At 73.0% G+C, this 26312-nt stretch carries 20 protein-coding genes and 1 pseudogene; 8 read left to right on the top strand and 13 right to left on the bottom strand.

The window, feature by feature from the left end; translation table 11 throughout:
• Positions 1–38 precede the first annotated feature (38 nt).
• The 9 genes and pseudogenes from AB0O07_RS14510 to AB0O07_RS14470 all read right to left on the bottom strand — a co-directional run bounded on the left by AB0O07_RS14510 (position 39) and on the right by AB0O07_RS14470 (position 12449).
• Positions 39–785, bottom strand: coding sequence for a glucose 1-dehydrogenase (locus tag AB0O07_RS14510; protein WP_365631947.1), 747 nt, complete (start codon positions 783–785; stop codon positions 39–41).
• A gap of 222 nt (positions 786–1007) precedes the next feature.
• Positions 1008–4841 (bottom strand): multifunctional oxoglutarate decarboxylase/oxoglutarate dehydrogenase thiamine pyrophosphate-binding subunit/dihydrolipoyllysine-residue succinyltransferase subunit, encoded by a 3834-nt coding sequence (locus AB0O07_RS14505; protein WP_365631944.1) that lies wholly within the window; start codon positions 4839–4841, stop codon positions 1008–1010.
• Between the two features lie 305 nt (positions 4842–5146).
• Positions 5147–6220, bottom strand: coding sequence for an ATP-binding protein (locus AB0O07_RS14500; RefSeq protein WP_365633012.1), 1074 nt, complete (start codon positions 6218–6220; stop codon positions 5147–5149).
• Between the two features lie 202 nt (positions 6221–6422).
• Entirely contained in the window at positions 6423–7160 is a 738-nt protein-coding gene (locus AB0O07_RS14495) for a response regulator transcription factor (protein WP_365631941.1), read from the bottom strand.
• A gap of 116 nt (positions 7161–7276) precedes the next feature.
• Positions 7277–8050 (bottom strand): spermidine synthase, encoded by a 774-nt coding sequence (locus AB0O07_RS14490; RefSeq protein ID WP_365631938.1) that lies wholly within the window; start codon positions 8048–8050, stop codon positions 7277–7279.
• A 166-nt stretch (positions 8051–8216) separates the two neighbouring features.
• Complete coding sequence (locus AB0O07_RS14485; RefSeq protein ID WP_365631935.1) at positions 8217–9596, bottom strand: hypothetical protein; 1380 nt, start codon at positions 9594–9596, stop codon at positions 8217–8219.
• A gap of 392 nt (positions 9597–9988) precedes the next feature.
• A pseudogene (locus AB0O07_RS14480) lies at positions 9989–10666 on the bottom strand (ABC transporter ATP-binding protein); the annotation flags it as partial.
• 71 nt (positions 10667–10737) lie between these two features.
• Positions 10738–11829: a zf-HC2 domain-containing protein gene (locus tag AB0O07_RS14475; RefSeq protein WP_365631932.1), complete on the bottom strand. Its 1092-nt coding sequence runs from the start codon at positions 11827–11829 to the stop codon at positions 10738–10740.
• An 11-nt stretch (positions 11830–11840) separates the two neighbouring features.
• Positions 11841–12449, bottom strand: coding sequence for an RNA polymerase sigma factor (locus AB0O07_RS14470; protein WP_365631929.1), 609 nt, complete (start codon positions 12447–12449; stop codon positions 11841–11843).
• A gap of 223 nt (positions 12450–12672) precedes the next feature.
• On the opposite strand from AB0O07_RS14470, the gene AB0O07_RS14465 reads away from it, so the two are divergent.
• Positions 12673–13707 (top strand): rhomboid-like protein, encoded by a 1035-nt coding sequence (locus tag AB0O07_RS14465; RefSeq protein WP_365631926.1) that lies wholly within the window; start codon positions 12673–12675, stop codon positions 13705–13707.
• On the opposite strand, the gene AB0O07_RS14460 is transcribed toward AB0O07_RS14465, so the two are convergent.
• Together AB0O07_RS14460 and AB0O07_RS14455 are read right to left on the bottom strand one after the other, a co-directional pair.
• Positions 13676–14149, bottom strand: a complete 474-nt coding sequence (locus AB0O07_RS14460; RefSeq protein ID WP_365631923.1) for an N-acetyltransferase family protein — start codon at positions 14147–14149, stop codon at positions 13676–13678. The genes AB0O07_RS14465 and AB0O07_RS14460 overlap by 32 nt on opposite strands.
• Positions 14150–14197: 48 nt before the next feature.
• Positions 14198–14416 (bottom strand): hypothetical protein, encoded by a 219-nt coding sequence (locus AB0O07_RS14455; protein WP_365631920.1) that lies wholly within the window; start codon positions 14414–14416, stop codon positions 14198–14200.
• A gap of 107 nt (positions 14417–14523) precedes the next feature.
• Between AB0O07_RS14455 and AB0O07_RS14450 the strand changes: the two genes are divergently transcribed.
• Together AB0O07_RS14450 and lon are read left to right on the top strand one after the other, a co-directional pair.
• Complete coding sequence (locus tag AB0O07_RS14450) at positions 14524–15162, top strand: LysE family translocator (protein ID WP_365631919.1); 639 nt, start codon at positions 14524–14526, stop codon at positions 15160–15162.
• Positions 15163–15416: 254 nt separating this feature from the next.
• Positions 15417–17852, top strand: coding sequence for an endopeptidase La (lon, locus tag AB0O07_RS14445; protein WP_365631916.1), 2436 nt, complete (start codon positions 15417–15419; stop codon positions 17850–17852).
• Between the two features lie 219 nt (positions 17853–18071).
• Here lon and AB0O07_RS14440 read toward each other — a convergent pair whose 3' ends face one another.
• Complete coding sequence (locus tag AB0O07_RS14440) at positions 18072–18968, bottom strand: lysozyme (RefSeq protein WP_365631913.1); 897 nt, start codon at positions 18966–18968, stop codon at positions 18072–18074.
• 273 nt (positions 18969–19241) lie between these two features.
• Between AB0O07_RS14440 and AB0O07_RS14435 the strand changes: the two genes are divergently transcribed.
• Positions 19242–19673: a MarR family transcriptional regulator gene (locus AB0O07_RS14435; RefSeq protein ID WP_365631910.1), complete on the top strand. Its 432-nt coding sequence runs from the start codon at positions 19242–19244 to the stop codon at positions 19671–19673.
• 136 nt (positions 19674–19809) lie between these two features.
• On the opposite strand, the gene AB0O07_RS14430 is transcribed toward AB0O07_RS14435, so the two are convergent.
• Positions 19810–20592: a hypothetical protein gene (locus AB0O07_RS14430; RefSeq protein ID WP_365631907.1), complete on the bottom strand. Its 783-nt coding sequence runs from the start codon at positions 20590–20592 to the stop codon at positions 19810–19812.
• A gap of 765 nt (positions 20593–21357) precedes the next feature.
• Here AB0O07_RS14430 and AB0O07_RS14425 point away from each other — a divergent pair.
• From AB0O07_RS14425 to AB0O07_RS14410, 4 genes are all read left to right on the top strand, one after another.
• Entirely contained in the window at positions 21358–24258 is a 2901-nt protein-coding gene (locus AB0O07_RS14425; RefSeq protein WP_365631904.1) for a nitrate- and nitrite sensing domain-containing protein, read from the top strand.
• A 35-nt stretch (positions 24259–24293) separates the two neighbouring features.
• Positions 24294–24800: a roadblock/LC7 domain-containing protein gene (locus AB0O07_RS14420; protein WP_365633009.1), complete on the top strand. Its 507-nt coding sequence runs from the start codon at positions 24294–24296 to the stop codon at positions 24798–24800.
• Positions 24801–25006: 206 nt separating this feature from the next.
• Positions 25007–25423: a DUF742 domain-containing protein gene (locus AB0O07_RS14415; protein ID WP_365633006.1), complete on the top strand. Its 417-nt coding sequence runs from the start codon at positions 25007–25009 to the stop codon at positions 25421–25423.
• A 223-nt stretch (positions 25424–25646) separates the two neighbouring features.
• Positions 25647–26291: an ATP/GTP-binding protein gene (locus AB0O07_RS14410; protein ID WP_365633003.1), complete on the top strand. Its 645-nt coding sequence runs from the start codon at positions 25647–25649 to the stop codon at positions 26289–26291.
• Positions 26292–26312 lie beyond the last annotated feature (21 nt).

Here is a 26312-nt window from a genome sequence, read left to right as displayed (position 1 = left end):
CGGCCCGGCCCGGTGTCACGGCGGAGGGCCCGGGTGCCTCACTGGGCGGTCAGGCCCCCGTCGACGACCTGCTCGGTGCCGGTGATGTACGAGGAGTCGTCGGAGGCGAGGAAGAGCACGAGGCTGGAGACCTCGTCCGCCTCGGACATCCGGCGCAGCGGGACCGCATCGGCGATTCCGCCGCCGTTCTCGTCGGTCGCCTCCACCATCATGGGGGTCTTGATGTAGCCGGGGTGCACCGAGTTGGCGCGGATGTTGTCGGGGCCGTACTCCACCGCGACCAGCTTGGTCATGCCCCGGGAGGCGAATTTGCTGCCGACGTAGGCGAGGTTCGGCGCCCCGACGTTCGCGACGAGTCCCGCGATCGAGGAGACGTTGACGATCGAACCGCCGCCGGCCCGCCGCATGGAGGGGATGACGGTCTTCATGCCGAAGTACTGCGCGTGCTGGTTGACCGCGCAGACCCGGAGGTACTCCTCCTCCCCGAGTTCGGCGGTCGGGGTCACCGGGCCGAGGATGCCCGCGTTGTTGACCAGGACCGTGACCGGGCCGAAGGCGTCCTCGGTCTCCTGGAGCACCCGGCCCCAGTCGGCGGACGATGTGACGTCGTGGCGGAGGAAGAGCGCGTTCCCGCCGAGCTCAGCGGCGATCCGCTCGCCCCGCTCCTCGTTGAGGTCGGTGAGCGCCACCCTGGCACCCTCGGCCACGAACCTGCGGGCGTGCGACTCGCCCATCCCCTGCGCGGCCCCGGTGATGATCGCGACCTTGCCGTCCAGCTTGCCCATGCGCTGTGCCTTCCATGGTTACTGCCTGTGACGAACGCCTGGTGGGCGCCGTGCCGGAGCGGCCCCGTCCAGGGCCGGCCAGGCCCTCGGGATAATAATGGGCCTCAGTACCGAAATCCATGGTCCGGGCTCGGGGAGTGCTCTCCGGCAACGCCTGAGGGCCCGGCCCGCGGTCGGTGACCGCGGGCCGGGCCCTCAGGGGGTACGGCGGGGGTGTACGGGTCAGGCGTCGAAGACCTCGTTCACGAGCTGCTGCTGCTCCGCCTGGTGGCGCTTGGCCGAGCCGACCGCCGGGGACGAGGAGTGCGGGCGCGAGATGCGCCGCAGCCGCTCGGCACCCGGGATGTCGGCGCCGACCGCCAGGTCCAGGTGGTCGATCAGGTTGAGCGCGATGAACGGCCAGGCACCCTGGTTCGCCGGCTCCTCCTGCGCCCACAGGTACTTCTCGGCGTTCGGGAACGTGGCGATCTCGGCCTGGAGCTCCGCGCCCGGCAGCGGGTAGAGCCGCTCCAGACGGAGGATCGCGGTGTCCGTGACACCGCGCTTCTGCCGCTCGGCGTCGAGGTCGTAGTAGACCTTGCCGGTGCAGAAGACGACCTTGCGGACCGCGTCCGGGTCGACCGTGGAGTCGCCGATGACCGGGCGGAAGCCGCCGCTGGTGAACTCCTCCACCGAGGACGCCGCCGCCTTCAGCCGCAGCATCGACTTCGGGGTGAAGACGACGAGCGGCTTGTGGTGCGGGTTGTGGACCTGCCAGCGCAGCAGGTGGAAGTAGTTCGACGGGAGCGTCGGCATGGCGATCGTCATGTTGTTCTGCGCGCAGAGCTGGAGGACGCGCTCCGGGCGGGCGGACGAGTGGTCCGGGCCCTGGCCCTCGTAGCCGTGCGGCAGCAGCAGCGTGACGCCGGAGGTCTGGCCCCACTTCTGCTCGGCCGACGAGATGAACTCGTCCACGACGGTCTGCGCGCCGTTGACGAAGTCACCGAACTGCGCCTCCCACATGACCAGCGCGTCCGGCCGGGCCAGCGAGTAGCCGTACTCGAAGCCCATCGCCGCGTACTCGCTGAGCAGCGAGTCGTAGACGTTGTAGCGGGCCTGCTCGGCGGTGAGGTACTGGAGCGGCGTGTAGTCCTCGCCGGTGCCCTGGTCGACGAGGACCGCGTGGCGCTGGCCGAAGGTGCCGCGCCGGCTGTCCTGGCCGGCGAGCCGGACCGGGGTGCCCTCCATCAGCAGCGAGCCGATGGCCAGGGTCTCGCCCATGCCCCAGTCGATCGTGCCGTCCTCCACCGAGGCCGCGCGGCGCTGCATCTGCGGCATCAGGCGGGGGTGGACGGTGACCGTGTCGGGGATGTTCACCTGCGACTCGGCGATCCGCTTGACGACCTCTTGGGAGACCGCCGTGTCGACGGCGACCGGGAACTCGGCCTGCGCGTCGGGGACCTGGACCGGGCCCGCGTGCGAGGTGGCCTCGCGGACCTCGGCGAAGACCTTCTCCAACTGGCCCTGGAAGTCCTGGAGAGCCTGCTCCGCCTCTTCCATGGTGATGTCGCCCCGGCCGATCAGCGACTCGGTGTAGAGCTTGCGCACCGAGCGCTTCTTGTCGATCAGGCGGACCATCTGCGGGTTGGTGAACTGCGGGTTGTCGCCCTCGTTGTGGCCCCGGCGGCGGTAGCAGATGAGGTCGATGACGACGTCCTTGTTGAACGTCTGGCGGAACTCGAAGGCGAGCCGCCCGACCCGGACCACGGCCTCCGGGTCGTCCCCGTTCACATGGATGATCGGCGCCTCGATCATGCGGGCCACGTCCGTCGCGTACATCGAGGAGCGCGAGGACTCCGGGGCGGCGGTGAAGCCGACCTGGTTGTTGATGACGACGTGGACGGTGCCGCCGGTGCGGTAGCCGCGGAGCTGCGACATGTTGAGCGTCTCGGCGACGACGCCCTGGCCCGCGAAGGCCGCGTCGCCGTGGAGCGCGAGCGGCAGGACCGTGAAGTCCGTGCCCGCCTTGTTGATGATGTCCTGCTTGGCGCGGACGATGCCTTCCAGGATCGGGTCGACCGCCTCCAGGTGGGAGGGGTTCGCGGCGAGCGAGACCTTGATCTGCTCGCCGTCCAGACCGGTGAAGGTGCCCTCGGCGCCCAGGTGGTACTTGACGTCGCCGGAGCCGTGCATCGACTTCGGGTCGAGGTTGCCCTCGAACTCGCGGAAGATCTGCGCGTACGACTTGCCGACGATGTTGGCGAGGACGTTGAGCCGGCCCCGGTGGGCCATGCCGATGACGACCTCGTCGAGGCGGGACTCGGCGGCCGAGTCGATGATCGCGTCGAGCAGCGGGATGACGGACTCGCCGCCCTCCAGCGAGAACCGCTTCTGGCCGACGTACTTGGTCTGGAGGAACGTTTCGAACGCCTCGGCCGCGTTGAGCCTGCGGAGGATGCGGAGCTGCTCCTCGCGCTCCGGCTTGGCGTGCGCGCCGCGCTCGATGCGGTCCTGGAGCCACTTGCGCTGCTTCGGGTCCTGGATGTGCATGAACTCGATGCCGGTGGTGCGGCAGTACGAGTCGCGCAGCACGCCGAGGATGTCGCGGAGCTTCATCATGGACTTGCCCGCGAAGCCGCCGACGGCGAACTCGCGCTCCAGGTCCCAGAGCGTCAGCCCGTGCTCGGTGATGTCGAGGTCGGGGTGCTTGCGCTGGAGGTAGTCGAGCGGGTCCGTGTCGGCCATGACATGGCCGCGCACCCGGTAGGAGTGGATCAGCTCGAAGACCCGGGCGGGCTTGGTGACGTCCTCGTCGTGCGAGGCGTCGATGTCCTTGAGCCAGCGGACCGGCTCGTACGGGATGCGCAGCGCCTGGAAGATCTCGTCGTAGAAGTCGTTCTCGCCGAGGAGGAGCTGGCTGACGATCCGGAGGAACTCGCCGGAGGCGGCGCCCTGGATGACCCGGTGGTCGTAGGTCGAGGTCAGCGTCATGACCTTGGAGATGCCCAGCTTGTTCAGGGTGTCCTGGGAGGTGCCCTGGAACTCGGCCGGGTAGTCCATCGAGCCGACGCCCATGATGACGGACTGACCGGGCATCAGACGCGGCACGGAGTGGACGGTGCCGAGGCCGCCCGGGTTGGTCAGCGAGACGGTGACGCCGGTGAAGTCGTCCATCGTCAGCTTGTTGTTGCGGGCGCGGCGGACGATGTCCTCGTACGCCTGCCAGAACTCGAAGAAGTTGAGCGTCTCGGCCTTCTTGATGCCCGCGACGACGAGCTGGCGGTCGCCGTTGGGCTTGACCAGGTCGATGGCGAGACCGAAGTTGACGTGCTCCGGCTTGACCAGCGTCGGCTTCCCGTCGCGCTCGGCGTACGAGTAGTTCATCGACGGCATGGCCTTGATCGCCTGCACCATCGCGTACCCGATGAGGTGGGTGAAGGAGATCTTCCCGCCCCGGGCGCGCTTCAGGTGGTTGTTGATGACGATGCGGTTGTCGAAGAGCAGCTTCACCGGGACGGCGCGCACGGAGGTCGCCGTGGGCAGCTCCAGCGAGGCGTTCATGTTCTTCGCGACGGCGGCGGACGGGCCGCGCAGCGTCACGTACTCGGGCCCGGCGGGCGCCTCGGTGGCGGGCGCGGCCTTCGCGGGGGCCTTCGCCGGAGCGGCGGCCGGGGCCTGCGCGGCGGGCTTCGCCGGGGCCGGGGCGGCCGGAGCGGCGGCGGGCTTCGCGACGGGGGCCGCGGGCGCGGCCGGGGCCTGCGGTGCGGCGGGGGCGGGCGGTGCGGCGGCCGGTGCGGCGGTCCGCGCCGGAGCGGCCGGGGCGGCCGGTACCGCGGCCCCCGCCGCCGCAGTCGCGGTCGTGGCCTCTTCGGACCTGCCCGCCGTGCCGGGCGTGCCTGGCTTGTAATCGGCGAAGAAGTCCCACCAGGCACGGTCGACCGAATTCGGGTCCTGGAGGTACTGCTGGTAGATCTCGTCTACGAGCCACTCATTGGCTCCGAAGGCGGCGGCAGGGTTGACGCCCTGGCCCGCTCCGTCGGTCGAGATGCTCGTGTTACTGGGGGACTGAGACGACACGGCGTGAACCGCCCTCTTCCGCTTCACAAGGTGATGGACAGCGGGAATCAAGGCTACGCCTACCAGGCCCTGAGGTGCAGGCCGGGCACGCCATCGTCGTGCACGTCACATCAGACAATGGGTTTCGGCGTATGAAATGGCGGGAAACAAACCCGGTTCCGTGGTGCCGGTGGCGGATGACCGTATCCCTCATTTACCGGTCACCCCTTGCCCCGCCCGCTCCATGGCCGCTGCCCGCCCGTCCCCGACTCCGTACCCGGAGAGACTCAAGCGCTTTCTCTTCGCGCTTTCTCTCGAACCCTACGTCAAGCGCGAGCCCGAGGTACCCCCGGAAGAGTGACGCGGATCAGGCAGCCGCGCGCCGATTCGGCCACCCCGATCCGTCCGCCGTGCAGATCCACCGCCCAGCGCGCGATGGCCAGCCCCAGCCCCGTACCGCCGTCGCTGCCCGGGCCGTGCGGGGAAGACACCGTGCCCCGGTTGAAGCGCTCGAAGACCTTGTGGCGCTCCTGCTCGGGGATGCCGGGCCCCTCGTCCTGCACCTCCAGGTCGAGCGACTCGGGCCCCTCGCCGCGCCGGGCCCGTACCGTGACCCGGCCGTGCGGCGGGGAGTGCTTGACCGCGTTGTCGATCAGATTGGCCACCACCTGGTGCAGCCGCTCCGCGTCCGCGTGCGCGGTCAGCTCCGCCGGGCAGACGTCGAGATGGAGATGGACATCGGTCCTGGTGTGGTGGCCCGAGCCGGCCGTGACCGTCTGGACCCGCTGGGAGGAGGCGAGATTGGCCTCCTTGAGCACACCCGACAGATACGGCCACACCTCGAAGCGGCGCGCGCGCAGCGGGACCACCCCGTTGTCGAGGCGCGAGAGATCGAGCAGCGTCTCGGTGAGCCGGCCGAGCCGCTCGGTCTGCCGCAGCGCCGTCAGCATCGTCTCCGGATCGGAGGCGGAGACCCCGTCCACCACGTTCTCCAGCACCGCGCGCAGCGCCGCTATGGGGGTGCGCAGCTCGTGCGAGACATTGGCGATCAGCTCCTTGCGGTGCCGGTCCTCGGCCTCCAGGTCGTCCGCCATCCGGTTGATCGTGGCGGCGAGATCGCCCAGCTCGTCCCGGCGGTCCGCGCGCACCCGGCGGGTGTAGTCGCCGTGCGAGATGCCCCGCGCGACGGTGTTCATCTCGTCCAGCGGCGCGGTCAGCCCGTGCGCCACGAACTGGGTGATCAGCAGCGTCGCGATCATCGAGAAGACCGTGATGAAGCGCAGCTCGGTCTCGGTGCGCGAGGCGACGATCAGCAGCCCGGTGGTGATCAGGACGGAGACGACGACCAGGGTGACCAGCTTGGACTTGATCGAGAAGAGCGGCCGGGACCGGTCGGTCACCCCGAACCGCCACCGCTGCTTTCCGCGCCGGTCGCCCCCGCGCTTCCCCGGGCCCCCCGGTCCGCTCACCGGACCCCCTGGCCCGGTCTCTGGCCCGGTCTCTGGCCCGGTCCCTGGTCCGGCCCCTCGTCCGGTCGCCGGACGCGTCCCGTCGTACCGCCCGGTCGCCGGACGTGTCCTGTCGTACGGCCAGGATCCCCCGTCATGCGGCCGGCGTCTCCAGCGCGTAGCCGACCCCGTGGACGGTACGGATCCGCTCGGCGCCGATCTTCCGGCGCAGCGCCTTGATGTGGCTGTCGACCGTACGGGTGCCCGAGGCGTCCGCCCAGTCCCACACCTCGGCGAGAAGCTGCTCGCGGGAGAGCACCGCGCGCGGCGTGTTCGCCAGACAGACCAGCAGGTCGAACTCGGTGGGCGTCAGATGGACGTCCTCACCGCGCACCCGCACCCGGCGCTGCGCGTGGTCGATCTCCAGCTCGCCCAGGCGCAGTATGCCGCTGCGCGGCGTCACCGCGGCGAGCGCCGCCCGCTCCACCCGGCGCAGCAGCACATGGACCCGGGCCGCCAGTTCCCGCATGGAGAACGGCTTGGTCATGTAGTCGTCGGCGCCGACCCCGAGCCCGACCAGCATGTCGGTCTCGTCGTCCCGCGCCGTCAGCATCAGCACCGGCACCGGGCGCTGCGCCTGGACCCGGCGGCAGACCTCCAGCCCGTCGAAACCGGGCAGCATGATGTCGAGCACCATCAGGTCCGGCTGCCATGCCTCGGCCGCGTCCACCGCCGCGGGCCCGTCCACCGCCGTCTGGACGAGAAAGCCCTCGGCCCGCAGCCGGGCGGCGATGGCGTCCACGATCGTCGCGTCGTCCTCGACGACGAGAACCCGGCGCTGGGCACCTGGCGTCGCCGCGACCCCGTTGTGGCTGGTGTGTGTCTGCTCCATCGCCCCGCCCCTGGTACGCGTTCCGCGATCCTTGATCCGCGTTCTGATCCGCGATCTGCATGAAGTATGCACATCCGTGTGTGGAAGGCAGCGTAGAGGCAGCGGGAGGGTTCCGGCTACGCAGTGCGAACAGCGAGATGGACCACGTCCGGTACGCCTCGGGCAACCCGCACCTCTTCCTCCCTTACCCCTTCGAACCCGGCATTCCGCAACGCTTCACCGAATCTCGGAGAGGGGTTCGCCGACCATACGGCGAGCACGCCGCCCGGGGTCAACCGCTCGTGGCAGGCGGCGAGTCCGGCCGGGGAGTAGAGGTTCTCGTTGTCGTCGGTGACGGTCCACTCGGGCCCGTTGTCGATGTCCAGGCAGAGGGCGTCGTAACGCTCCGTGGCCGTTCGTACGTACTTCACAAGATCGGTGTGATGGATCACAACGCGCGGATCCGCGAGCGCATCGCCCGAAATGCGCGTAAGGGGCCCGTCGCGGTGCCAGTCGATGACGGCCTGCTCGCGCTCGACGACGGCGATGGCGCCCCAGCGCGGCTCGGCTGCGGCGTGCGCGAGCGAGAAGCCGACACCGAGGCCGCCGATGAGCACGGAGGGGCCGGTGGGGGCGGTGGTGGCGGAGGGGGCGGCGGGGTCGGCGAGGGCGGTTCTCCCGCCTTCGGCGAGGGTGCCGAGGGTGCCGAGGGCGGCATCGACGAGCAGCCGCTCCGACCGCCCGTCCGAGGTGTCCATCAGGAAGCACCCGTTGGCGATGATCTCCAGGTGCTCCCCGCGCCGCCGCAGCACGACCTCGCCGTAAGGACCCTCGCGCCGGTCGAGCGTGACGGGCCCGGACTCCGGGACGGGGAAGGCGGGGAAGGCGGGAAAGGGGCCGGGGGCGGACATGGGGTCTCCTGGTGCGGCGGCCGGGCGGTCGACGGGCGGTGGATGGGCGGTGGGCGGGCTGTCGACGGACTGTCGACGGTACGGACCGGACCATCCTGACCCGGACCATCCTGACCCGGGCGGGCCGCGCCGGGCCAATCGGATTCCGGGGGCCGCCGCCAGGGCGTCAGGGCACGGGCACCTCGGCCGGCCGGCAGGAGTCGGCGGCGAGGAAGCGGGCGAGGTACGCGCGGCTCTCGCCCGGGTCCATGGCGTGGAGCCGCCGCAGATGGCCCGCGGCCTCGTCCGGCGGCCCGAGCAGATCCACCGTGGGCGGCGCGAGCCACCGTACGACCGCGTCGGTCACGGCGTCGGCCCGCCGGGCGGCCTCGCTGTAGGGCTTGCCGCTCGCGTCGGGGCAGTCCTGTGAGAGGAGGTTGCTCGCGGCCCAGTTGGCGAAGTACGCGGGGTCGGAGACCCGGCCGCGCTCGGAGAGCTGAAAGGGCTGGGGGAGCTGCGCCTCCCAGGCCCCCTCGCGCCCCGTACGGACGTCCCGGCCGCGAGCCGAGGGCCCGTCGGCCCAGCGGACCGGTGCGCCCGGGACACCGCGCAGCCTGGCGTTGACGCCGGTCAGCGCGGCCGACACGGAGGGCAGCAGCTTCCGGTCGACGGCGGTGAGACAGACCTGCGGCGTCCCGTCGTCGCAGACCAGCCGGGCCGCCGCCGGATCGGGGCGCCACACGCCCTCCCCGGTCCGTACGAGTACCACGGCGGCGGCGCACGCGGCCACGAGCGGGAGCAGCGCGAGGGTACGGCGCCGGGCGGCGAGGGCGAGCAGCGCCGCCCCGGCGAGCCCGGCGGTCCACAGCATGGACGCGGGCCCGTACCACCAGACCGGCCGGTCCCAGGCGTACCAGTGCTGGGCGGCGGGACCGAGCGGAAAGGACTCGTGGCCCAGATAGAGCGGGAGCGCGAGCACCGCGTAGGCGACGGCGGCGAGCACCGGCGCCGCGAACCGCGTCCCGGCCAGCCGCCCGCCCACGAATCCGAGCACCCCGAGCGAGGCCAGCGCCACGGCGTCCGCCCCGATCAGCGAGAGGAAGGGCCCGCCCGTGCTCGCGTACGGCCAGGTGACCAGGGCGCACCCCGCGACGGCGACCAGATACCCGGCGGCCGGCCAGAACGCGGCGGGCGCCACCGCGAGCAGCGCCCGGCGCAGCGGGCCCCGGGGGAGCGAGGCCAGCAGCTCCTCGGTACGGGCCCGCCGCTCCCGCCCGCCCTGCCGGCACCCGAGGGCGACGGCGACCGGCCCGCCGAAGAGCACCCCGGCGGGCCGCAGCAGATTGCCCGTCTGCGGCCAGTGCCCCTGCCACTGGGACAGCCGGGGGAGGAGCACGAACCAGCAGAGCCCGAGCACGACGAGCCCGGCCCAGGGCCCGATTCCCCGGCGCAGTTCGGCCCCCACCACCCCCGGGGAGCGGCGCCGGGACGGTACGGGGGCGGTGCCGGCGGGCCCGGATCCGGCGGGGGAGGGGCGCGCGGGGCCCGCAGGGGCGGTGCCGGTCATCGGGACCCTTCCGGCGAGCGAGCGGCGGTGGCGGCGGCGGTTCCGGAGGAGGCGGCGGTTCCGGAAGGGGTGCCGGTGCCGGTGCCGGTGCCGGCGGCCGTCCCTGCGGCGGCAGCGGCCCGGTGGGCCCGCAGGGCGGCGAGGTAACCCCGCTCGACGGGGGTCTCCCCGGCCCCGCCGGCAGCCTCCGCCGAACAGCCCGCACGCGCGGCGCCGTCCATGCGCGTGGCGCCGTCCGTGCGCGCGGCGCCGTCCGTGCGCGTGGCGCCTCCCGCGCCTCTCGCGCCTTCGGTCCCGCCCGCGCCCGTGGCGCTGCCCGCGCCCGTGGCGCCTCCCACGACCCCCGCGCTCCCGATGCCTGCGGCGCCTCCGGCGCCCCCCGCGCCGTACGCACCCAGGGCGGTCAACTCCTCTGTCGTGCCCCGGAACGCCACCCGGCCCGCCTCCAGGAGGGTCACCTCCGTGCAGGCCGCAGCGACGTCCTCCACGAGGTGGGTCGAGACGATCACCGTGGCCCGTGTGCCCAGTTCGCGCAGGAGCGCGCGGAACTCGACGCGCTGTTCGAGATCGAGCCCCGCCGTTGGCTCGTCGAGCAGCAGCAGTTCCGGGTCGTTGACGATCGCCTGGGCGATTCCGACGCGCCGCACCATGCCGCCCGACAGCGTCTTCACCTTCGCGTCGATCCGGTCCGCCAGCCCGACGCGGCCGGCCGCGCGCGCCACCGCCTCCGGTACGCGCGCCGGGTCCATCTCCTTGAGCCACGCCACGTACGTGACGAACTCCCGCACCGTGAACCCGGGGTAGTAGCCGAACTCCTGCGGCAAGTAGCCGAGCCGGCGCCGTACCTCCGTGCGGCCCCGGTGGGCCGTGAGGTCGTGGCCGAGCGCCGTCACCCGGCCCCCGGCCGGGGCGGCGACCGTGGCCAGCACCCGTATCAGGGAGGTCTTGCCCGCGCCGTTCGGGCCGAGCAGACCGTGCACGCCGCCGCCGAAGGCGAGCGCGACGCCGTCCAGGGCCACCTTCTTGCGGTACGCGACCGTCAACGCGTCCACCGTCACTGTCGCCGTCATCGCCTTCATCGCCGTCGCCATCGTCGCCGGGTTCTCCGTCTCGTTCTCGTTCTCGTTCGCTCCGCTGTGGTTCATCCGAGGCCCCCCGAGGGGAAGGCGAGGGACGACGGCCGGTCGAAGGCGCGCCGCCGCGTCACCAGCACCGCCGCGCACACCGCGGCCCCCGCGCCCCACAGGCCCTGGGCCACCGCCCCGGAGAGGACCAGCGCCACCTGCTCCGACAGCGCGGCGAGGGCTTCGGCGGCGGGGACGGCGGCGGAGGCGGGACGCAGACGCAGGAGAGGCGCGGCGAGCGGGAGCGCCCAGGCCGCGCCGACCACCGCCGCCCCCGTACGGCACCCCACGTACGAGCCGAGCGCCAGCGCCGCCAGCGTCAGCGCGAGCCCCGGCAGCAGCCAGGCCGCCGGGCCCGGGGCGCCGGGGAGGCCGGGGGCGCCGGCCGGGAGCACCGCCCCCGCCATGGCCCCCGCCAGCGTCAGCAGCGGCAGACTCACCGCCAGGACAGCGGCGGTCCTGGTCAGCAGCAGCCGCGCCCCGCCGCCCGGGGTCGAGGCGGTGATCTCGTACATCGGGTCCGTGTGACGCCCGTACGACACCGCGACCCCGGCGGGCGGCAGCAGCGGCGCCAGCGCGAGCAGCAGTGGGCGTACCCCGGCCGAGCCGGTGGCGTACGCCAGACCCACCGCCCCCGCCGCGACCAGCACCAGCGCCACCAGCCAGGGCCCGCGCAGCGCGGGCCCAGCCGCCCACAGCACCCGGGCGAAGCGCCCCGGGCCGGTGACGGGCGGGAGAAGGGGAACGGGAACGGGAACGGTAAGGGGAAGGGGAAGGGGAGCGAGGGCGGGTCCGGGTACGGGGACTGGGACGGGTCCGGGTACGGGGACGCTCTCGGCCCGTGGTGCGATCGCGGCCAGCAGTTCGCTCCGTACCCCGGAGAGTGCGGTGCCCGCGGCGGACCCCTGTACCGCCGCGGACACCCGGGCGGCGCACGCGCCGCACGTCTCGACATGGCGCTCCAGCGACCAGGCGTCCGGCTCGCGGGCCGTGCCCGTCGCGTACCGGGCCGCCGACGCCTCGTCCACATGCCACGCCCCGGCCGCCGCCCCGGCGGCCCGCCCCCGCCGCTCCCGCACGCCGTCCCTCCGCAGGCCGAACTTCCTCATCCCGAGCCTCCTCACCACGCCGTGCCTCCCAGCGGAGCGACCCGCTCCAGCGCGGCGCGCAGCTCCTTGCGCGCCCGCCTCGCCCGGGTCTTGACGGTGCCCTCCGGTATACCGAGGAGCCCCGCCGCCTCACGGGTGGTGAGCCCGTCCACGACCGTCGCGCGCAGCACATCGCGGAGTTCGGGCGAGATCCGGTCGAGGGCGGCGCCGACGTCGCCGTACTCCAGCCCGGCCAGCACCCGTTCCTCGGCGGAGGGCGCGGTCTCCGGCGCTGCGTAGGCCTCGGGCCGCTCGTAGGGGGCGCGTTCGGCGCGCTCGGCCCGGGAGCGCGCCCGTACCGCGTCCACCAGCCGCCGCGCTGCGATCACCCAGAGCCAGCCGCCCGCCTCGCCGCCCCGGTGGGTCGCGGCCGAGCGCCAGACGGTCAGGAACGTGTCCTGGAGGACCTCGCGCACCGTCTCCGGATCGGCGCACCGCCGGGTCAGCCGGGCGTGCAGCCATCCGGCGTGCCGGTCGTACAGTTCGGCCAGCGCCTCGGCGCCCGCCGCGCCGCCCTGGGCCACGGCGCGCAGCAGCGCGGCGTCGTCGCGGTCTGCCCCCACGGGGCGGAACAGTCTCACACCCCTCTATCGCCGGGCGCGACGCAACCGGTTCACGGATCCACGGCTCCGGCGTACGGCTCGGCGCACGGCTCCGGCGCACAGCTCCGGTTCACGGCATCCGTATCCCCGGGCGCATAGGCTCGCCCACCGGACCGGCCCCGGACGCGAAAAACCCCATCAGGGTTGCCTGTTGTGGGCCAGGTCATAGACGCGACCGCCCGTGGAGAAGGAGCCTGGCCCGGTGAAGCGACGTGGTGTGCCGACCGCCGAGACGCGGGGGACAGCCGGGACGTACGGTGCGGAGGGGGCGCGCTCCGAGGCGTACGGCGCGGAGGCGGCCCGTGCCGGTACGGCCGGCCCGGACGGGCGGCTGGACCGGATCCCGGCCCCGCGCGGCACCGTGCCCTCGCTGCCCACCCCGCCGCCTCCTCCTCCGCCTCCGCCGTCGCAGGGCGGTACCGCCACGTACGCCCGTACCGCCACGTACGCCCGCACCGCCCGTACCGTCCGCACCCTTCTCCTCCGTACGGCGCGGGTGCTGCCGGACCCGGTCACCACGCCGTTCACCTTCGTCTACTGCCTGCTCCTGCTCTCCACGACCTACTACGCCCAGCACGCGGACCACGCCACCGTCTCCGCCCTGCTCCACGCCTCCAGCACGGATGTCGCGCACCTCGCCGCCGACCCGCTGCTGGTGCTGATCGCCAGTGGGATGTGGCTCGCGGGCGGCCTGGAGTCCGCGTACGCCATCGGTTTTCTCCTCACCCTGACCGCGCTGGAACGCCGGATCGGCGGCTGGCGCACGGCCGGGGTCTTCCTGGCGGGCCATGTCGGGGCGACGCTGGCCACGGAGGTGCCGGTCGCCTTCTCCGTCCTGGCCGGCCACCTCCCGGAGTCCTCCCTGCACCGCATGGACTACGGCATCAGCTTCGGCCTGCTGGCGTGCGTGGGCGCGCTGGCCGGGGCGATGCCGCCGGTCCCGCGTGTGGTGCTGCTGGCCTGGGTCGGGCTGACGCTCCTCGACGACCTGCTCGACTTCGGCGACCCGCTCACCAACTGGGGCCACCCCATCGCCCTGCTCATCGGCATCGCCTGCTGGCGCCCGGTCCGCCGGGCCCGCCGCGCCCGGGACGCCCGCCGGGCGGCAGCCAGGGCCGCGACCCGGGAGACGCCCACTCCGCCGGAGTCCACTCCACGACCGGCGGAACCCACCCCGCGACCACCGGAGTCCACTTCACCGGAGCTCACTCCACGACGGGGCTGCGGCGTTCGATGAGGACGACGTCGCGCCACCGGCCGTGGTGGCACCCGATGCGCTCCCGGGTCCCGATGACCCGGAACCCCGCCTTCCGGTGCAGTGCGAGGCTGGCGGTGTTCTCGGGGAAGATCCCGGACTGCACGGTCCAGATCCCGGCCGCGTCGGCCGAGGCGACCAGCGCGTCGAGCAGCGCCCGCCCGACGCCCCGCCCCCGGGCCTCCGGATGGACGTACAGGGAGTGCTCGACCACCCCCGCGTAGGCGCCCCGGGCGGAGACCGCGGCCACGGCGGCCCACCCGAGCACCCGGTCGGCACCGTCCAGGGCGACGAACCGGTGCGCGGGCAGCTTGCCGGCGTCGAACCGTTCCCAGGTGGGGGCGGCGGTCTCGAAGGTCGCGTTCCCCTCCTCGATCCCGGACCGGTAGATGCCCAGCACCTCGTCGGCGTGGTCGGGCCGCATGGCGGCCACCCGGAAGCCCGTCGTGGACGGTTGTGGACGCGGCACCGGTCAGCGCCCCCGCCGCAGCCGCCCGATCCACCGGCCGAGGTACGACTCGTGGGACGCGATGCGGAACGCCTCCTCGTGCGAGGTGTACGAGGCCGGGGCGCCGCTCATCGCCCCGCCGGCGAGCCCCCTTCGCCGTACCTGCGCGGCCGGCGACGTGAAGACGCCCAGCACGGCCGCGAGTGTGCCGGTCGCGATCAGAAACGGCAGCAGCGCATCCATGCCCACGAGCCTACGTGCCGCCCCCGCGCCCTTCGGCCGGACGGCCGGGACCGGTTCGTCCCCCGGAGGCTGGAAGGGCGGTGTCTCCCCGTGCTTGCATGAGCTTCATGGTGTCTGCTGACCGTCTCCTCGCCTTCGCGGCCATGTCGTTCCTGCTGATCGTGGTTCCCGGGCCCAGCGTGCTGTTCGTGATCGGGCGGGCGCTGGCGCAGGGTCGCCGTGCCGCGCTGACCACGGTGGCCGGCAACACGGCCGGCGCCTACGTGCTGATCGTGGCCGTGGCCGTCGGGGTCGGGGCGGTGGTGGAACGCTCGGTTCTCGTCTTCACGGTGCTCAAGCTGGCGGGCGCCGCGTACCTGGTCTTCCTCGGCGTCAAGGCGTGGCGTGAGCGGGGCTCGCTTCAGGCGGCGGTCGACGGGGTGGGGGCCGCCCAGGGGGGTCTGCGGACGTTCTGGGAGGGGTTCGCGGTCGGCGTGACCAACCCCAAGACCATCGTGTTCTTCGCCGCCGTGCTGCCGCAGTTCGTCGACCGCGCCCAGGGCCATGTCGTCGCGCAGATGCTCCTGCTGGGCCTGGTCTTCACCGTCATCGCCGTGGTGTCCGACCTGGTGTGGGGGCTGGTCGCGGCCACCGCCCGGGACTGGTTCGCGCGCTCACCCCGGCGGCTTTCCATGGTCGGCGGAATCGGCGGGCTCACCATGATCGGACTCGGAGTCACCGTCGCGGCCACGGGGCGCAAGGACTGACCCCTCCGGCTCGGCTCTCCCGCCCCGCGCCCCGCCCGGCCCCCCGCCCCGCGCGCCGGGCCCCGCCCCGCCCTCTGCCCCGTCCCGTGACCGGCCGAACGGCGCCGTACCGGCGCGATCGCTCAGAGCGAACAGGCCCCGGGGAACAACCATCGGCTCATAAGCATTGAGTGCATATAGCTCAACTTGCTTGAGGCCGGTCCACGTGCTCCGTCGCGCGGGTCCTGCCTGGCCATAACGCCGAAGGGGAGACCATGGCTTCCACGCCCACACCGCTCACGCTTCCCGTGCTGCCGCTCGACGACGAGGTCGTGCTGCCCGGCATGGTGGTGCCGCTCGATCTGTCCGATGCCGAGGTCCGGGGTGCCGTCGAGGCCGCGCAGGCGGCCGCCCTGGGCGGGGAGAAGCCGCGGGTGCTGCTCGTGCCCCGGATCGACGGGAGTTACGCGGGGACCGGCGTCCTCGGCACCGTCGAGCAGGTCGGACGGCTCTCCGGCGGCGATCCCGGGGCGCTGATCAGGGGCCGGGGGCGGGTCCGGATCGGGGCCGGGACCAGCGGGCCTGGGGCCGCGCTCTGGGTGGAGGGGGCGGGCGCCGACGAGAGCGCGCCCGAGCCGCTGCCCGGCGCGGTGACCGAGCTGGTCACCGAGTACAAGGCACTCGCCACCGACTGGCTCAAGAAGCGCGGCGCCTGGCAGGTGGTCGACCGCGTCCAGCAGATCGAGGACGTCTCGGCGCTCGCCGACAACTCCGGCTACTCGCCCTTCCTCACCCTCACCCAGAAGCTCGAACTCCTGGAGACCACCGACCCGGTCGCCCGCCTCAAGCTCGCCACCGAACAGCTCCGCGCCCACCTCGCCGAGCAGGACATCGCCGAGTCCATCGCCAAGGACGTCCAGGAGGGCGTCGACAAGCAGCAGCGTGAGTTCCTGCTCCGGCGCCAGCTCGACGCCGTACGGAAGGAGCTGCGCGAGCTGAACGGCGACGCCTCGGACGGGGCGGACGAGCCGGACGACTACCGGGCCCGCGTCGACGGCGCCGACCTGCCCGAGAAGGTACGGGAGGCCGCCCTCAAGGAGGTCGACAAGCTGGAGCGCGCCTCCGACCAGTCCCCCGAGGGCTCCTGGATCCGCACCTGGCTCGACACCGTGCTGGAGCTGCCGTGGAACGAGCGGACCGAGGACCGCTACGACATCCGGGGCGCCCGCGCCGTCCTCGACGCCGAGCACGCCGGGCTCGCCGATGTGAAGGAGCGCATCACCGAGTACCTGGCCGTCCGCAAGCGCCGCGCCGACCGGGGCCTCGGGGTCGTCGGGGGACGGAGGGGAGGCGCCGTCCTCGCCCTCGTCGGGCCGCCCGGTGTGGGCAAGACCTCGCTCGGCGAGAGCGTCGCGCACGCCATGGGGCGGAAGTTCGTCCGGGTCGCGCTCGGCGGCGTACGGGACGAGGCGGAGATCCGGGGCCACCGGCGTACGTACGTCGGCGCGCTGCCCGGCCGGATCGTCCGCGCGATCAAGGAGGCCGGTTCGATGAACCCGGTGGTCCTGCTCGACGAGATCGACAAGGTCGGCTCCGACTTCCGGGGCGACCCCGCGGCCGCCCTCCTCGAAGTCCTCGACCCGGCGCAGAACCACACCTTCCGCGACCACTACCTCGAAGTCGAACTGGACCTCTCCGACGTCGTCTTCCTCGCCACCGCCAACGTCCTGGAGGCCATCCCCGAGCCGCTGCTCGACCGGATGGAGCTGGTACGGCTCGACGGCTACACCGAGGACGAGAAGGTCGTCATCGCCCGCGACCACCTGCTGCCCCGGCAGCTGGAGCGCGCCGGCCTGGCGTCCGGCGAGGTCACCCTGGCGGACGACGCGCTCCGCAAGCTCGCCGGGGAGTACACCCGCGAGGCGGGCGTACGGAACCTGGAACGCTCGCTGGCCCGGCTGCTCCGCAAGGTCACGGCCGAGCACGAACTCGGCGACCGCGAGCTGCCCGCCGCCCTCGGCGCCGACGACCTGCGCGCCCTGATCGGCCGGCCCCACCACGTACCGGAGTCGGCGCAGGACCCGGCGGTGCGCAGGACGGCCGTCCCCGGTGTGGCGACCGGGCTCGCGGTGACCGGCGCGGGCGGCGACGTGCTCTACGTCGAGGCGTCGCTCGCCGACGCCGAGACCGGCGGCGCCGGGCTGACCCTGACCGGACAGCTCGGTGACGTGATGAAGGAGTCCGCGAACATCGCCCTCTCCTTCCTCCGCTCGCACGGCGCGGAGCTGGAGCTCCCGGTGGCCGACCTCAAGGACCGGGGCGTGCACATCCACTTCCCGGCGGGCGCGGTGCCCAAGGACGGCCCGAGCGCGGGCATCACGATGACGACGGCGCTCGCGTCGCTGCTCAGCGGCCGGCTGGTCCGCACGGATGTCGCCATGACCGGCGAGGTCTCGCTGACCGGCCGCGTCCTGCCCATCGGCGGCCTCAAGCAGAAGCTGCTCGCCGCGCACCGCGCGGGCATCACGACCGTCGTGATACCGCAGCGCAACGAGGCCGACCTCGACGACGTCCCGGCCGAGATCCTCGCCACGCTGGACGTCCACCCGGTGACGGACGTACGCCAGGTCCTGGAGCTGGCCCTCGCCCCGGCCGAGGGGATCGGGGACGTACCGGACGCGGAGCCTCCGCGGGTCGCGGCCGCCGCCTGAGCCGTCCCTGAGCGCCCCCTCGTACGCGTACGGCCGCCCCGGTCACCTCCCGTGAGGTGGCCGGGGCGGCCGGGTACGCGTGTCCCGTCGCGGTCGAGCGGTGACGGATCCGGCAGACCCTCCGCGCCCTGCCGGAGCCGCTCCCCGCGGCCGTCGGTGACTGTCCCGGCCGGACGGCGTCAGCCGTCGGCCGTCCGGACGACGTCGGCCGTCCGGCCGTCAGCCGTTGGCCAGCGCCTGTACGCGGTCGTACGCGCCGTTGAACCGGTTGTGGTCGCCCACGATCGGCCCGGTCGACGTGTACTGCCAGATGGTCTGGAAGCCCCACCCGGCCGGCAGTTCACCGACGGTGGTGTTGTAGCGCGCGATCCACAGCGGGTTGGTGGCGCCGAAACCGCCGTAGTTGCCCGTGCACTCCTTCCACCAGCTCGTCGCCGTGTAGATCACGGCGTCCCGGCCGGTGCGCGCCTTGTACGTGTTCACGAAGTCGCGGATCCAGTCGACCATCTGCGCCTGCGTCTTGCCGTAGCAGGTCGCGCCGTACGGGTTCCACTCGATGTCCAGGACGCCCGGCAGCGTACGGCCGTCGGGCGACCAGCCGCCCCCGCCGTCCACGAAGTAGTTCGCCTGGTTGGCGCCGCTGGAGTCGTTCGGGGTGCCGAAGTGGTACGTACCCCGGATCATGCCCACGTTGTACGAACCGTTGTACTGCTGGGTGAAGTAGGTGTTCTTGTAGTAGTTCCCCTCGGTGGCCTTCACATAGGCCCAGGACACCCCGCTGTTCCAGAGGGCCTGCCAGTCGACGTTCCCCTGGTGGCTGGAGACGTCGACGCCCTCGGTCTGCGCGACGCGGTCGCCGCCGCGCGGCAGCGCGCCCTGGCCGTCGTGCTCGACGACGCCCATGCCCATGTGGGCCGAGCCGCGGGTGGGAACGTTCTGCTGTGGGGGGTCCGCCGGGACCGGCGCCGCGCTCGCCGCACCCGGCAGGGCGAGGAGCAGCGCGAGGACGGCGGGGAGGGAGGTGGCCGCGGCGAACTTGGCGCGGCGGGAGACGCGGGATCCGGCCGGACGGGATGCGGCCAGGGATCCAGGCTTACGGGATCTGGGGACGGGCATGGGTGTGCCTCCGAAGACCTCGGTGGTGGGGGGAGATCATGACCTGCCGACATGTCACTGGAGTGAACATGTCACTATCGAAGCTACGCACGTAGACCCGGACGGCGGAAGGGTGCCACGCCGGTGCCGTTGGTATAAACCCCTGAAATACTGAACGAGCTGCGGCAACGGCCGCGGGCGAAAGAAATTTTCATGAGCGGAAAGCGCGGGATGGCTGCTGACGTGCACGGGAGCGGTACGGAAAGGGAACCGGACCCCCAGCCGGAAAATGGTATGGACCACGAATTCCTCGCCCTCGAAAGGGAACTGGCGGTCTTTCTGCGCCGTGCCCGCGCCAACTCCGGCGAAATGGCCCGGGAGGTCCACCCGGAGCTGGAGCCCGCCGCGTACGGGCTGCTCGTACGGCTGGAGGACGGCGGCACCCAGCGGGCCACCGAACTCGCCGGGTACTTCGGCGTCGGCAAGGCCACCATGAGCCGCCAACTGCGCGCGCTGGAGGAACTGGGCCTGGTGAGCCGCGAGCCCGACCCGGCCGACGGGCGCGCCTGGCTGATCCGGATCACCGACGAGGGGCGCGAGCGCTTCCGCCGGGTGCGCGGGGCGCGCAGGGAACTGTACGTACAGAAGCTGGCCGGCTGGGACCGCGCCGAGATCGCCGAGCTGGCCCGGCTGCTCCACCAGCTCAACGCCATCGCCGACAGTTGATACGGGACGCGCGGCAGTGAAAGGCAGTGAGAATACGGGGCGTGCGGCAGTGGGAATACGGGGCGCGCGGCAGTGAAGACAGGGGATGCGCGGCAGTGGGAATACGGGGCGTGCGGCAGTGAAAAGGCGAGGAGCCCTACGGCTCCACGTACGCCACCGTCGCGTCGTCGCTCGCCTTCCCCCGGCGGAACGCCGTCCCCTCCGGGTCCGCCGACTCCGCCGCCCGCACCCGGTCGATCAGCTCCCGCGCCCCGCTCTTCCGCACCAGCGCCAGGCACTCCGCCCAGTCGCCCTCCCGGAACACCTCCACCCACCGGGCGGCGCCGTCCGTCAGGGCCAGCAGGCTCCGTACCTCGCCCGCCGGGGTACGGCCCGTCACCGCGCGCTCCGCGACCGACGGTTCCGCCGCCGCGGTGAAGAAGCCGCCCTCCGCGTTGCGCAGCGCGTCCGTCGCCGCGACCGAGCGGAGCACCTCGCGCGGGACCCGGTCGAGCCGGTCGTCCACCACCGCCCGTACCGCCCCGTCCGGGGACTCCAGCAGCAGCCTCGAATCCGAGAGGACGAGATGCTCCACGGCCCCGCGTCCCCAGCGCGCCAGGACCACCGTGGCCTGCGGGGTGCGCGGGTGAGAAAGGTCACAGGTGTCCCGATGGGACGCCGCCGTGCGGGCGATCGACGTCGCGAGGACCTGTGCCAGCGTCATATCCGGTCGTGAACCGGACAGTTCCACGAGCGCCCCGCCGAGCCGCGCGGTGAACCACGGCACACCGTGCACACAACCGTCGTCACCAGCGGGGGGAGTCACCCCGTCCAGCATGACCAGCGCCCCGCCCTCGCCCGCCGCCGGAAGCACCACGCCTGTCCAGTCCTCATTGGGGCGGGTGACGGTGCCGGGAGCGGTGGCCTGTTCGATGCGCATGCCCTTCAGTCTGCCTCAGCCGCCCCAGTACGCTCATGGTTCCTTCGCAAACTCTCCATGTCATGTCGGTCTCCCCGTTCCGCCAGGTCAACCAGTGGGATTCGGTCACAATGAGCGCGTACGGAAGCGGTGGTGCCGCCGGTCGGACCGGCGGCGTGAGCGGACGGGAGGGCTCCGGCGAGCTGCGGGCGGGCATCCTGCCAAAGGCCGTCCCGAAGGTCCACCCGGCTCGCCATGTTCCAGCGGCCTCCCGGCTGGGAAGAGTTGTTCGCCAACTCGTCGTGATGTTCACTCGTCCAGGTGGCGGAGCGGCCGATGCGCGCCTCTCTTCCCGAGCGCGCTGGAATGGTCGGCAGCCAAGCCAAACCAGGCGTGGAGGTGGGGTAACCGCGTCGACCGCGTTGTCCGGACGGACTGCGTCGTCCGAGCGGACCGCGACGTCCGAACGGGCCGATGTGTCCGGACGGGCCGGCCGTCACCTCTGCTTCATGGGCGGACGAGTCAAGAATGCGAGCACCGGTGCAGAAGAAGCGGCCTCGGGGCAACAGTGTCACGGCCACAGACGCCGCGACCTCTGCCGGTACCGGTAGCGGTAGCGGCACGGGTGGGAGCGGTACCGCCGGAAGCGGAGCGGTCGGCAGCGGAACGTTCGGCATCGGTACGGCGGACAGCGGTACGGGTGGAATCGGTACGCCCGGCAGCGGTACAGGTGGAATCGGCACGGCCGGCGGCGGTACGGCCACGGGCGGAGCCGACGGCCGCCGGGTGCGGGTGCGCAACCGCCTCGTCGCCGGGGTCGCCTTCGTCGGCATCACGGTGATCGCGGCCGGCACCCCCGCCGTCCTGCGCGCCTCCACCGACCTCAAGGACGCCCAGAACCTCGTCACCCTCGCCGAACTCAACCAGCGGGCCGTCACCCTCGGCCACTCCCTCGCCGACGAACGCGACGAAGTCGTCGTCTACATCGCCGCCGGACGCGACAGCCAGCCCGTCGACCCCGACAAGGGGAAGCCCAAGTACGCGCTCTCCGAGACGCGCAGCGCCCGCGTCGACCGGCAGATCGACGAGATCCGCACCGCCGCCGCGGCCTCCCCCGGGCTCCTCCGGGACCTCTCCACCGTCCCCTCCATCCGGCGCGCGGCGCTCACCGGCAAGGGCTCGGCCGTCGAGGCGTACCGCGCCTACTCGGACGTCATCGACAAGCTCCAGGCCCTCGCCGACGAACTCGCCGAGAACACCCCGCCCGAGGCCGCCGACGGCACCCGCGCCCCCGCCGCGCTCGGCCGCGCCGTCGAACAGGCCTCCGCCACCCGGGGGCTGCTGCTCGCCGCCCTCGCCGTGCCCGCCGCCACCTCCGGCACCCCGCAGTACGACCCGGTCACCGGACTCCCCGTGGAGTCCTCGGACGGCGGCGCCGGTACGGAGGCCGAGAAGAACGAGGCGCTCCGCGACGAACTCAGCGCCGAGGCGCAGAAGTCCCGGGTCCGCGAACTCGCCGCGCTCGCCGACTTCGACCAGAGCGCGGACACCGGGGCCCGCGAGTCCCTGGTCAACACCGTCACCGGGCCCGAGATCAAGACGGCCGAGGGGTATCTGACCCGCCTCACCGACCGGCCCGAACTCTCCGAGTCCGACCGGAAGGCCGACGAGTCCAAGGTCGAGTCCGCGCTCTCCGCCCGGATCGACCAGATGCGCGGCGTCGAGTCGGGGCTCGGCGCGAGCCAGCTCGAACGCCTCGCGCAGCTCCGTGACGACGATGTCACCGACCTCGAACTGAGCATCGCCCTGCTCGGCGGCTGCCTCGTCCTCGCCGTCGGCGTCTCCACCGCCGTCGCCCGCTCGCTCACCCGCCCCCTCGCCGCCGTCCGGATCGGCGCCGCCCGGCTCTCCGCCGCGCCCGCCACCGAGGAGCCGCTCCGCTTCACCGGCCGGAACGACGAGTTCGCCCAGGTCGTACGCTCCGTCAACGCCCTGCACAGCAAGCTCCGCGACCTCGCGGGCCGCGCCGAACGCCTCGACACCGCCCGCACCGACCTCCTCGGCGCCCGCGAACAGGTCGCCGAACAGCGGGCCGAGCTCCAGGACCGTACGGCCGACCTCGCCGTCCAGCTCCAGAGCCTGCGCCACACCGTCCACCACACCTTCGTCAACCTCTCGCTGCGCACGCTCGGCCTGGTGGAGCGTCAGCTCGGCGTCATCGAGGAGCTGGAGGACCGCGAGCAGGACCCGGAGCGGCTCGCCACCCTCTTCAAGCTCGACCATCTCGCGACGGTGATGCGCCGCCACAGCGAGAACCTGCTCGTCCTCGCCGGCCACGAACACGGCCACGGCTCCACCGGTCCTGTCCCCCTGGTCGACGTGTTGCGCGCGGCGGTCAGCGAGATCGAACGGTACGAGCGCGTCACCATCCAGGAGCTGCCCTCGCGCACCCAGGTCGCCGGTTCCGCGGCGGACGACCTGAGCCACCTCGTCGCCGAACTGCTGGAGAACGCCGCGTCGTTCTCGCCGCCCGAGACCCGGGTACGCCTCTCCGGCTGGCGGCTGGAGTCCGGCGAGGTGATGATCTCGGTGCAGGACGAGGGCACCGGCATGTCCGTCGACCGGCTCGCCGAGCTGAACGAGCGGCTGGCCGCCCCCGTGCCCCCCGGCGAACCGCCGAGGGCCCCGCGCGGCTCCACGGGCAGCGGCGACGGTACGGCCCCGGGCGCACCCGGTGCCGAGCCCGAGGGCCTGGGCCTCCGCGTCGCGGCGCTGCTGGCGGCCCGGCACGGCGTCCAGGTGGAGCTGAGGGAGCACCAGGAGGGCGGCGTGGCGGCGATCGTCGTGCTGCCCCAGTCGGTGCTCCCGGAGCCGGACCCGGACCCGGCGGCGGCCCCGTTCGCCCGCCCGGAACTCCCGACCCGCACGCCTTCCCCCCGTACGACTCCCGCCCGTACGGCCTCCCCCACGCCGTCCTCTTCCACGACCCCTCCCACGACCCCTCCCACGACCCTGGCCCGGAACACGGACGGCGAGCGGGACCCCCTGGTGATCGCGGCCGAGGCGGCGATCCGCCGGGCGGAGGAGGCGAAGCGCGCCGAGGACTCCCAGCGCACCGCGTCCCCGCAGGCCGCGTCCACCCCGTACGGCATCGGCCCGGACCGCCACGAACGCGTCCCGGACCAGGACACCCGTACGGAGCCCCGTACGACGGGGGCCACCGCGGAGCCGCGTACGACGGGGACCGACCAGGACACGTTCCAGATGCGGCTGCCCAAGCGCCGCCCCGCATCCACACCCTCCACACCCCTCACATCCCTGACCCCTTCCGCCCCCACGACACCCTCCGCGCCCGCGCCCGCGCCCGCACCCGTCCCCACCGGTGCGGGGGCCGCCCCCGTCACCACCAAGGGCCTGCCCAAGCGCACCCCCCGCGTCATCCAGCGCGCCGCGGCCCCCACCGTGCACACCCCCGTGGACCCGGAGGCACTCCGCCGCAGGCTCGGGGGCTTCCAGCGGGGAGCGATCGAGGGCCGTCGTGACGTCGAGGCGGAACTGACGGAACTGACGCAGCAGAGCACGCCCTCGCGACCGACCACCCCCGAGCCGATCCCGGAGCACCGCACCGGCGAGAGCGCGAACGCGGGGGAGACGGCGGGGGAGACAGTCAAGGAGGCACGCAGTTGACGGCGACCGGTACAGGCACGGACAGCGGTACCGCCATGCGCGGTACGGGCGGCACGGGCACCGGCACATTCGGGCTGAGCCATGAGGCCCGTAATCTGCACTGGCTCTTGAGCAACCTCGTCGAGGAGGTGCCCGGCGTCCTCGCGGTCGCCGTCGTCTCCTCCGACGGCCTCCTGCTGCTCTCCTCCGACCCCGGCGCCACCGCCGAGGCGGCGGAGGCGGAGGCCACCGTACGGGCGGAGGGGCCGCGCGGCTCCAGCGCCGACCTCGCCACCATCGTCTCGGGCATCGGCAGCCTCACCATCGGCGCCGCGAAGCTCATGGACGGCGGCGGCGTCAAGCAGACGATGGTCGCGATGGCCGAGGGCAGCCTCTTCGTCATGGCCATCAGCGACGGTTCGCTGCTCGGCGTGCACGCCACCGCCGAGTGCGACATGAGCGTCATCGCGTACCACATGGCGCTCTTCGTCGGTCGGGCCGGCCACAAGCTCACGCCCGAACTCCGCGAAGAGCTGCGCGCCACCATGGAGAGCACCGGATGACCCCGTCGGCCGGCCCCGCGCACGGGCACCCGGCCCACGGAGCCCCCGCGCACGGCCTCCCCGTGCGCGGGTCCGGGCACGGGACCCGCAGGGCCGGGCACGGGGCGCGGCGGGCGGAGTGCGGTACGCCGTTACCGGAGGCGTCGGCTGCCGCGATGCCGTCCGGCACGGTGCCGTCCGGCGAGACGACCGAGGATGACGACCCTCTGGCCGGGGAGGACCACTCCCCGGCCGGGGACGACCACCCCTCGGCCGAGGAGGAGCGGCCCTCGCGGGTACGCCCGTACCAGCTCACCGGCGGCCGGACCCACTCCGGGCATGTCCTCCAGGTGGAGACGTTCGTCGCCGCGCTGGAACCCGGCGAGGTCCATCCGGAGCTGACGGACGGCGGGGCTCCGGCCCGGGTCATGCCGGAGATGCTCGCCATCATCGAGTTGTGCCGGCGCATGCGGACCGTCGCCGAGGTCTCGGCGCTGCTCAAGATGCCGCTGGGCGTGGTCAGGGTGCTCCTGGGCGACCTGGCCGATCAGGGAAAGATCCGTGTGTACGGAACCGGTCGTGAAGCCGACCAGCCGGACCACGCGCTGCTGGAAAGGGTGCTCAGTGGACTCCGCCGTCTCTGACGTCTCCGAACGCTCGGACGTCACCACCACCGCCGGGAGATCCCCCGCAGGGGGAGCCGCCCCGGCCCTCGTAGGGGAGGCCGCGCCGTCCCCCGTACGGGACCCGGGGCAGGCCCCCGTACGGGACCCGGGGCCGGGGCCCGAACCGGGCCGAGGACGCCCGGAGGAGGACCTCTCCACCCCGGAGGGGGACCTCTCCCCCCTGAAGGAGGACCTCTCCCCCCTGAAGGGGGAACTCACCGACCCCGAAGGAGAACCCTCCGCCTCCGAAGGCCCCCGGCCCGAGGAGAAACTCCACGCCTGGCAGCTCAACCGCACCCGCGCCCCGATCTCCACCAAGATCGTGATCGCGGGCGGTTTCGGCGTGGGCAAGACGACCTTCGTCAGCGCCGTCTCGGAGATCGCGCCGCTGCGCACCGAGGCCCTGATGACCGAGGCCGGCGCCGAGATCGACGACCTCAGCCAGACGCCCGACAAGCTCACCACCACCGTGGCGATGGACTACGGCCGCATCACCCTCGACGACGACCTCGTCCTGTACCTCTTCGGCACGCCGGGCCAACAGCGCTTCTGGTTCATGTGGGACGACCTGGTGCGGGGCGCGATCGGCGCGATCGTACTGGTGGACACGCGCCGCCTCTCCGACTGCTTCCCGGCGCTGGACTACTTCGAGAGCTGCGGGCTGCCGTACATCGTGGCCGTCAACCAGTTCGACGGGGCGGACCCGTTCGAACCGGAGGACGTACGCGACGCGTTGACGATCCCGGAGGACATCCCGGTGGTGATCATGGACGCGCGGGACCGGAGCACGGCAGTCGACTCACTCTTCGCGCTGGTGCGCCACGCGCTGAAGTTCTCGCCCGAGTAGCACTGAGGCAGGGAAGGCGGC

Source organism: Streptomyces sp. NPDC093085, assembly GCF_040683935.1.
Classification (GTDB): Bacteria; Actinomycetota; Actinomycetes; order Streptomycetales; family Streptomycetaceae; genus Streptomyces.
Note: the sequence above shows the minus strand (reverse complement) of the source record. Positions and strands in the feature narration are given on the sequence as shown.

Coding starts and splice junctions, on each gene's coding strand:
- AB0O07_RS14430 (WP_365631907.1), bottom strand. CDS start 20,592: ATGCGCATCGAACAGGCCACCGCTCCCGGCACCGTCACCCGCCCCAAT.
- AB0O07_RS14420 (WP_365633009.1), top strand. CDS start 24,294: ATGCGCGGTACGGGCGGCACGGGCACCGGCACATTCGGGCTGAGCCAT.
- AB0O07_RS14475 (WP_365631932.1), bottom strand. CDS start 11,829: ATGAGGAAGTTCGGCCTGCGGAGGGACGGCGTGCGGGAGCGGCGGGGG.
- AB0O07_RS14485 (WP_365631935.1), bottom strand. CDS start 9,596: ATGACCGGCACCGCCCCTGCGGGCCCCGCGCGCCCCTCCCCCGCCGGA.
- AB0O07_RS14455 (WP_365631920.1), bottom strand. CDS start 14,416: ATGGATGCGCTGCTGCCGTTTCTGATCGCGACCGGCACACTCGCGGCC.
- AB0O07_RS14460 (WP_365631923.1), bottom strand. CDS start 14,149: ATGCGGCCCGACCACGCCGACGAGGTGCTGGGCATCTACCGGTCCGGG.
- AB0O07_RS14495 (WP_365631941.1), bottom strand. CDS start 7,160: ATGGAGCAGACACACACCAGCCACAACGGGGTCGCGGCGACGCCAGGT.
- AB0O07_RS14510 (WP_365631947.1), bottom strand. CDS start 785: ATGGGCAAGCTGGACGGCAAGGTCGCGATCATCACCGGGGCCGCGCAG.
- AB0O07_RS14440 (WP_365631913.1), bottom strand. CDS start 18,968: ATGCCCGTCCCCAGATCCCGTAAGCCTGGATCCCTGGCCGCATCCCGT.
- lon (WP_365631916.1), top strand. CDS start 15,417: ATGGCTTCCACGCCCACACCGCTCACGCTTCCCGTGCTGCCGCTCGAC.
- AB0O07_RS14450 (WP_365631919.1), top strand. CDS start 14,524: ATGGTGTCTGCTGACCGTCTCCTCGCCTTCGCGGCCATGTCGTTCCTG.
- AB0O07_RS14435 (WP_365631910.1), top strand. CDS start 19,242: ATGGACCACGAATTCCTCGCCCTCGAAAGGGAACTGGCGGTCTTTCTG.
- AB0O07_RS14490 (WP_365631938.1), bottom strand. CDS start 8,050: ATGTCCGCCCCCGGCCCCTTTCCCGCCTTCCCCGCCTTCCCCGTCCCG.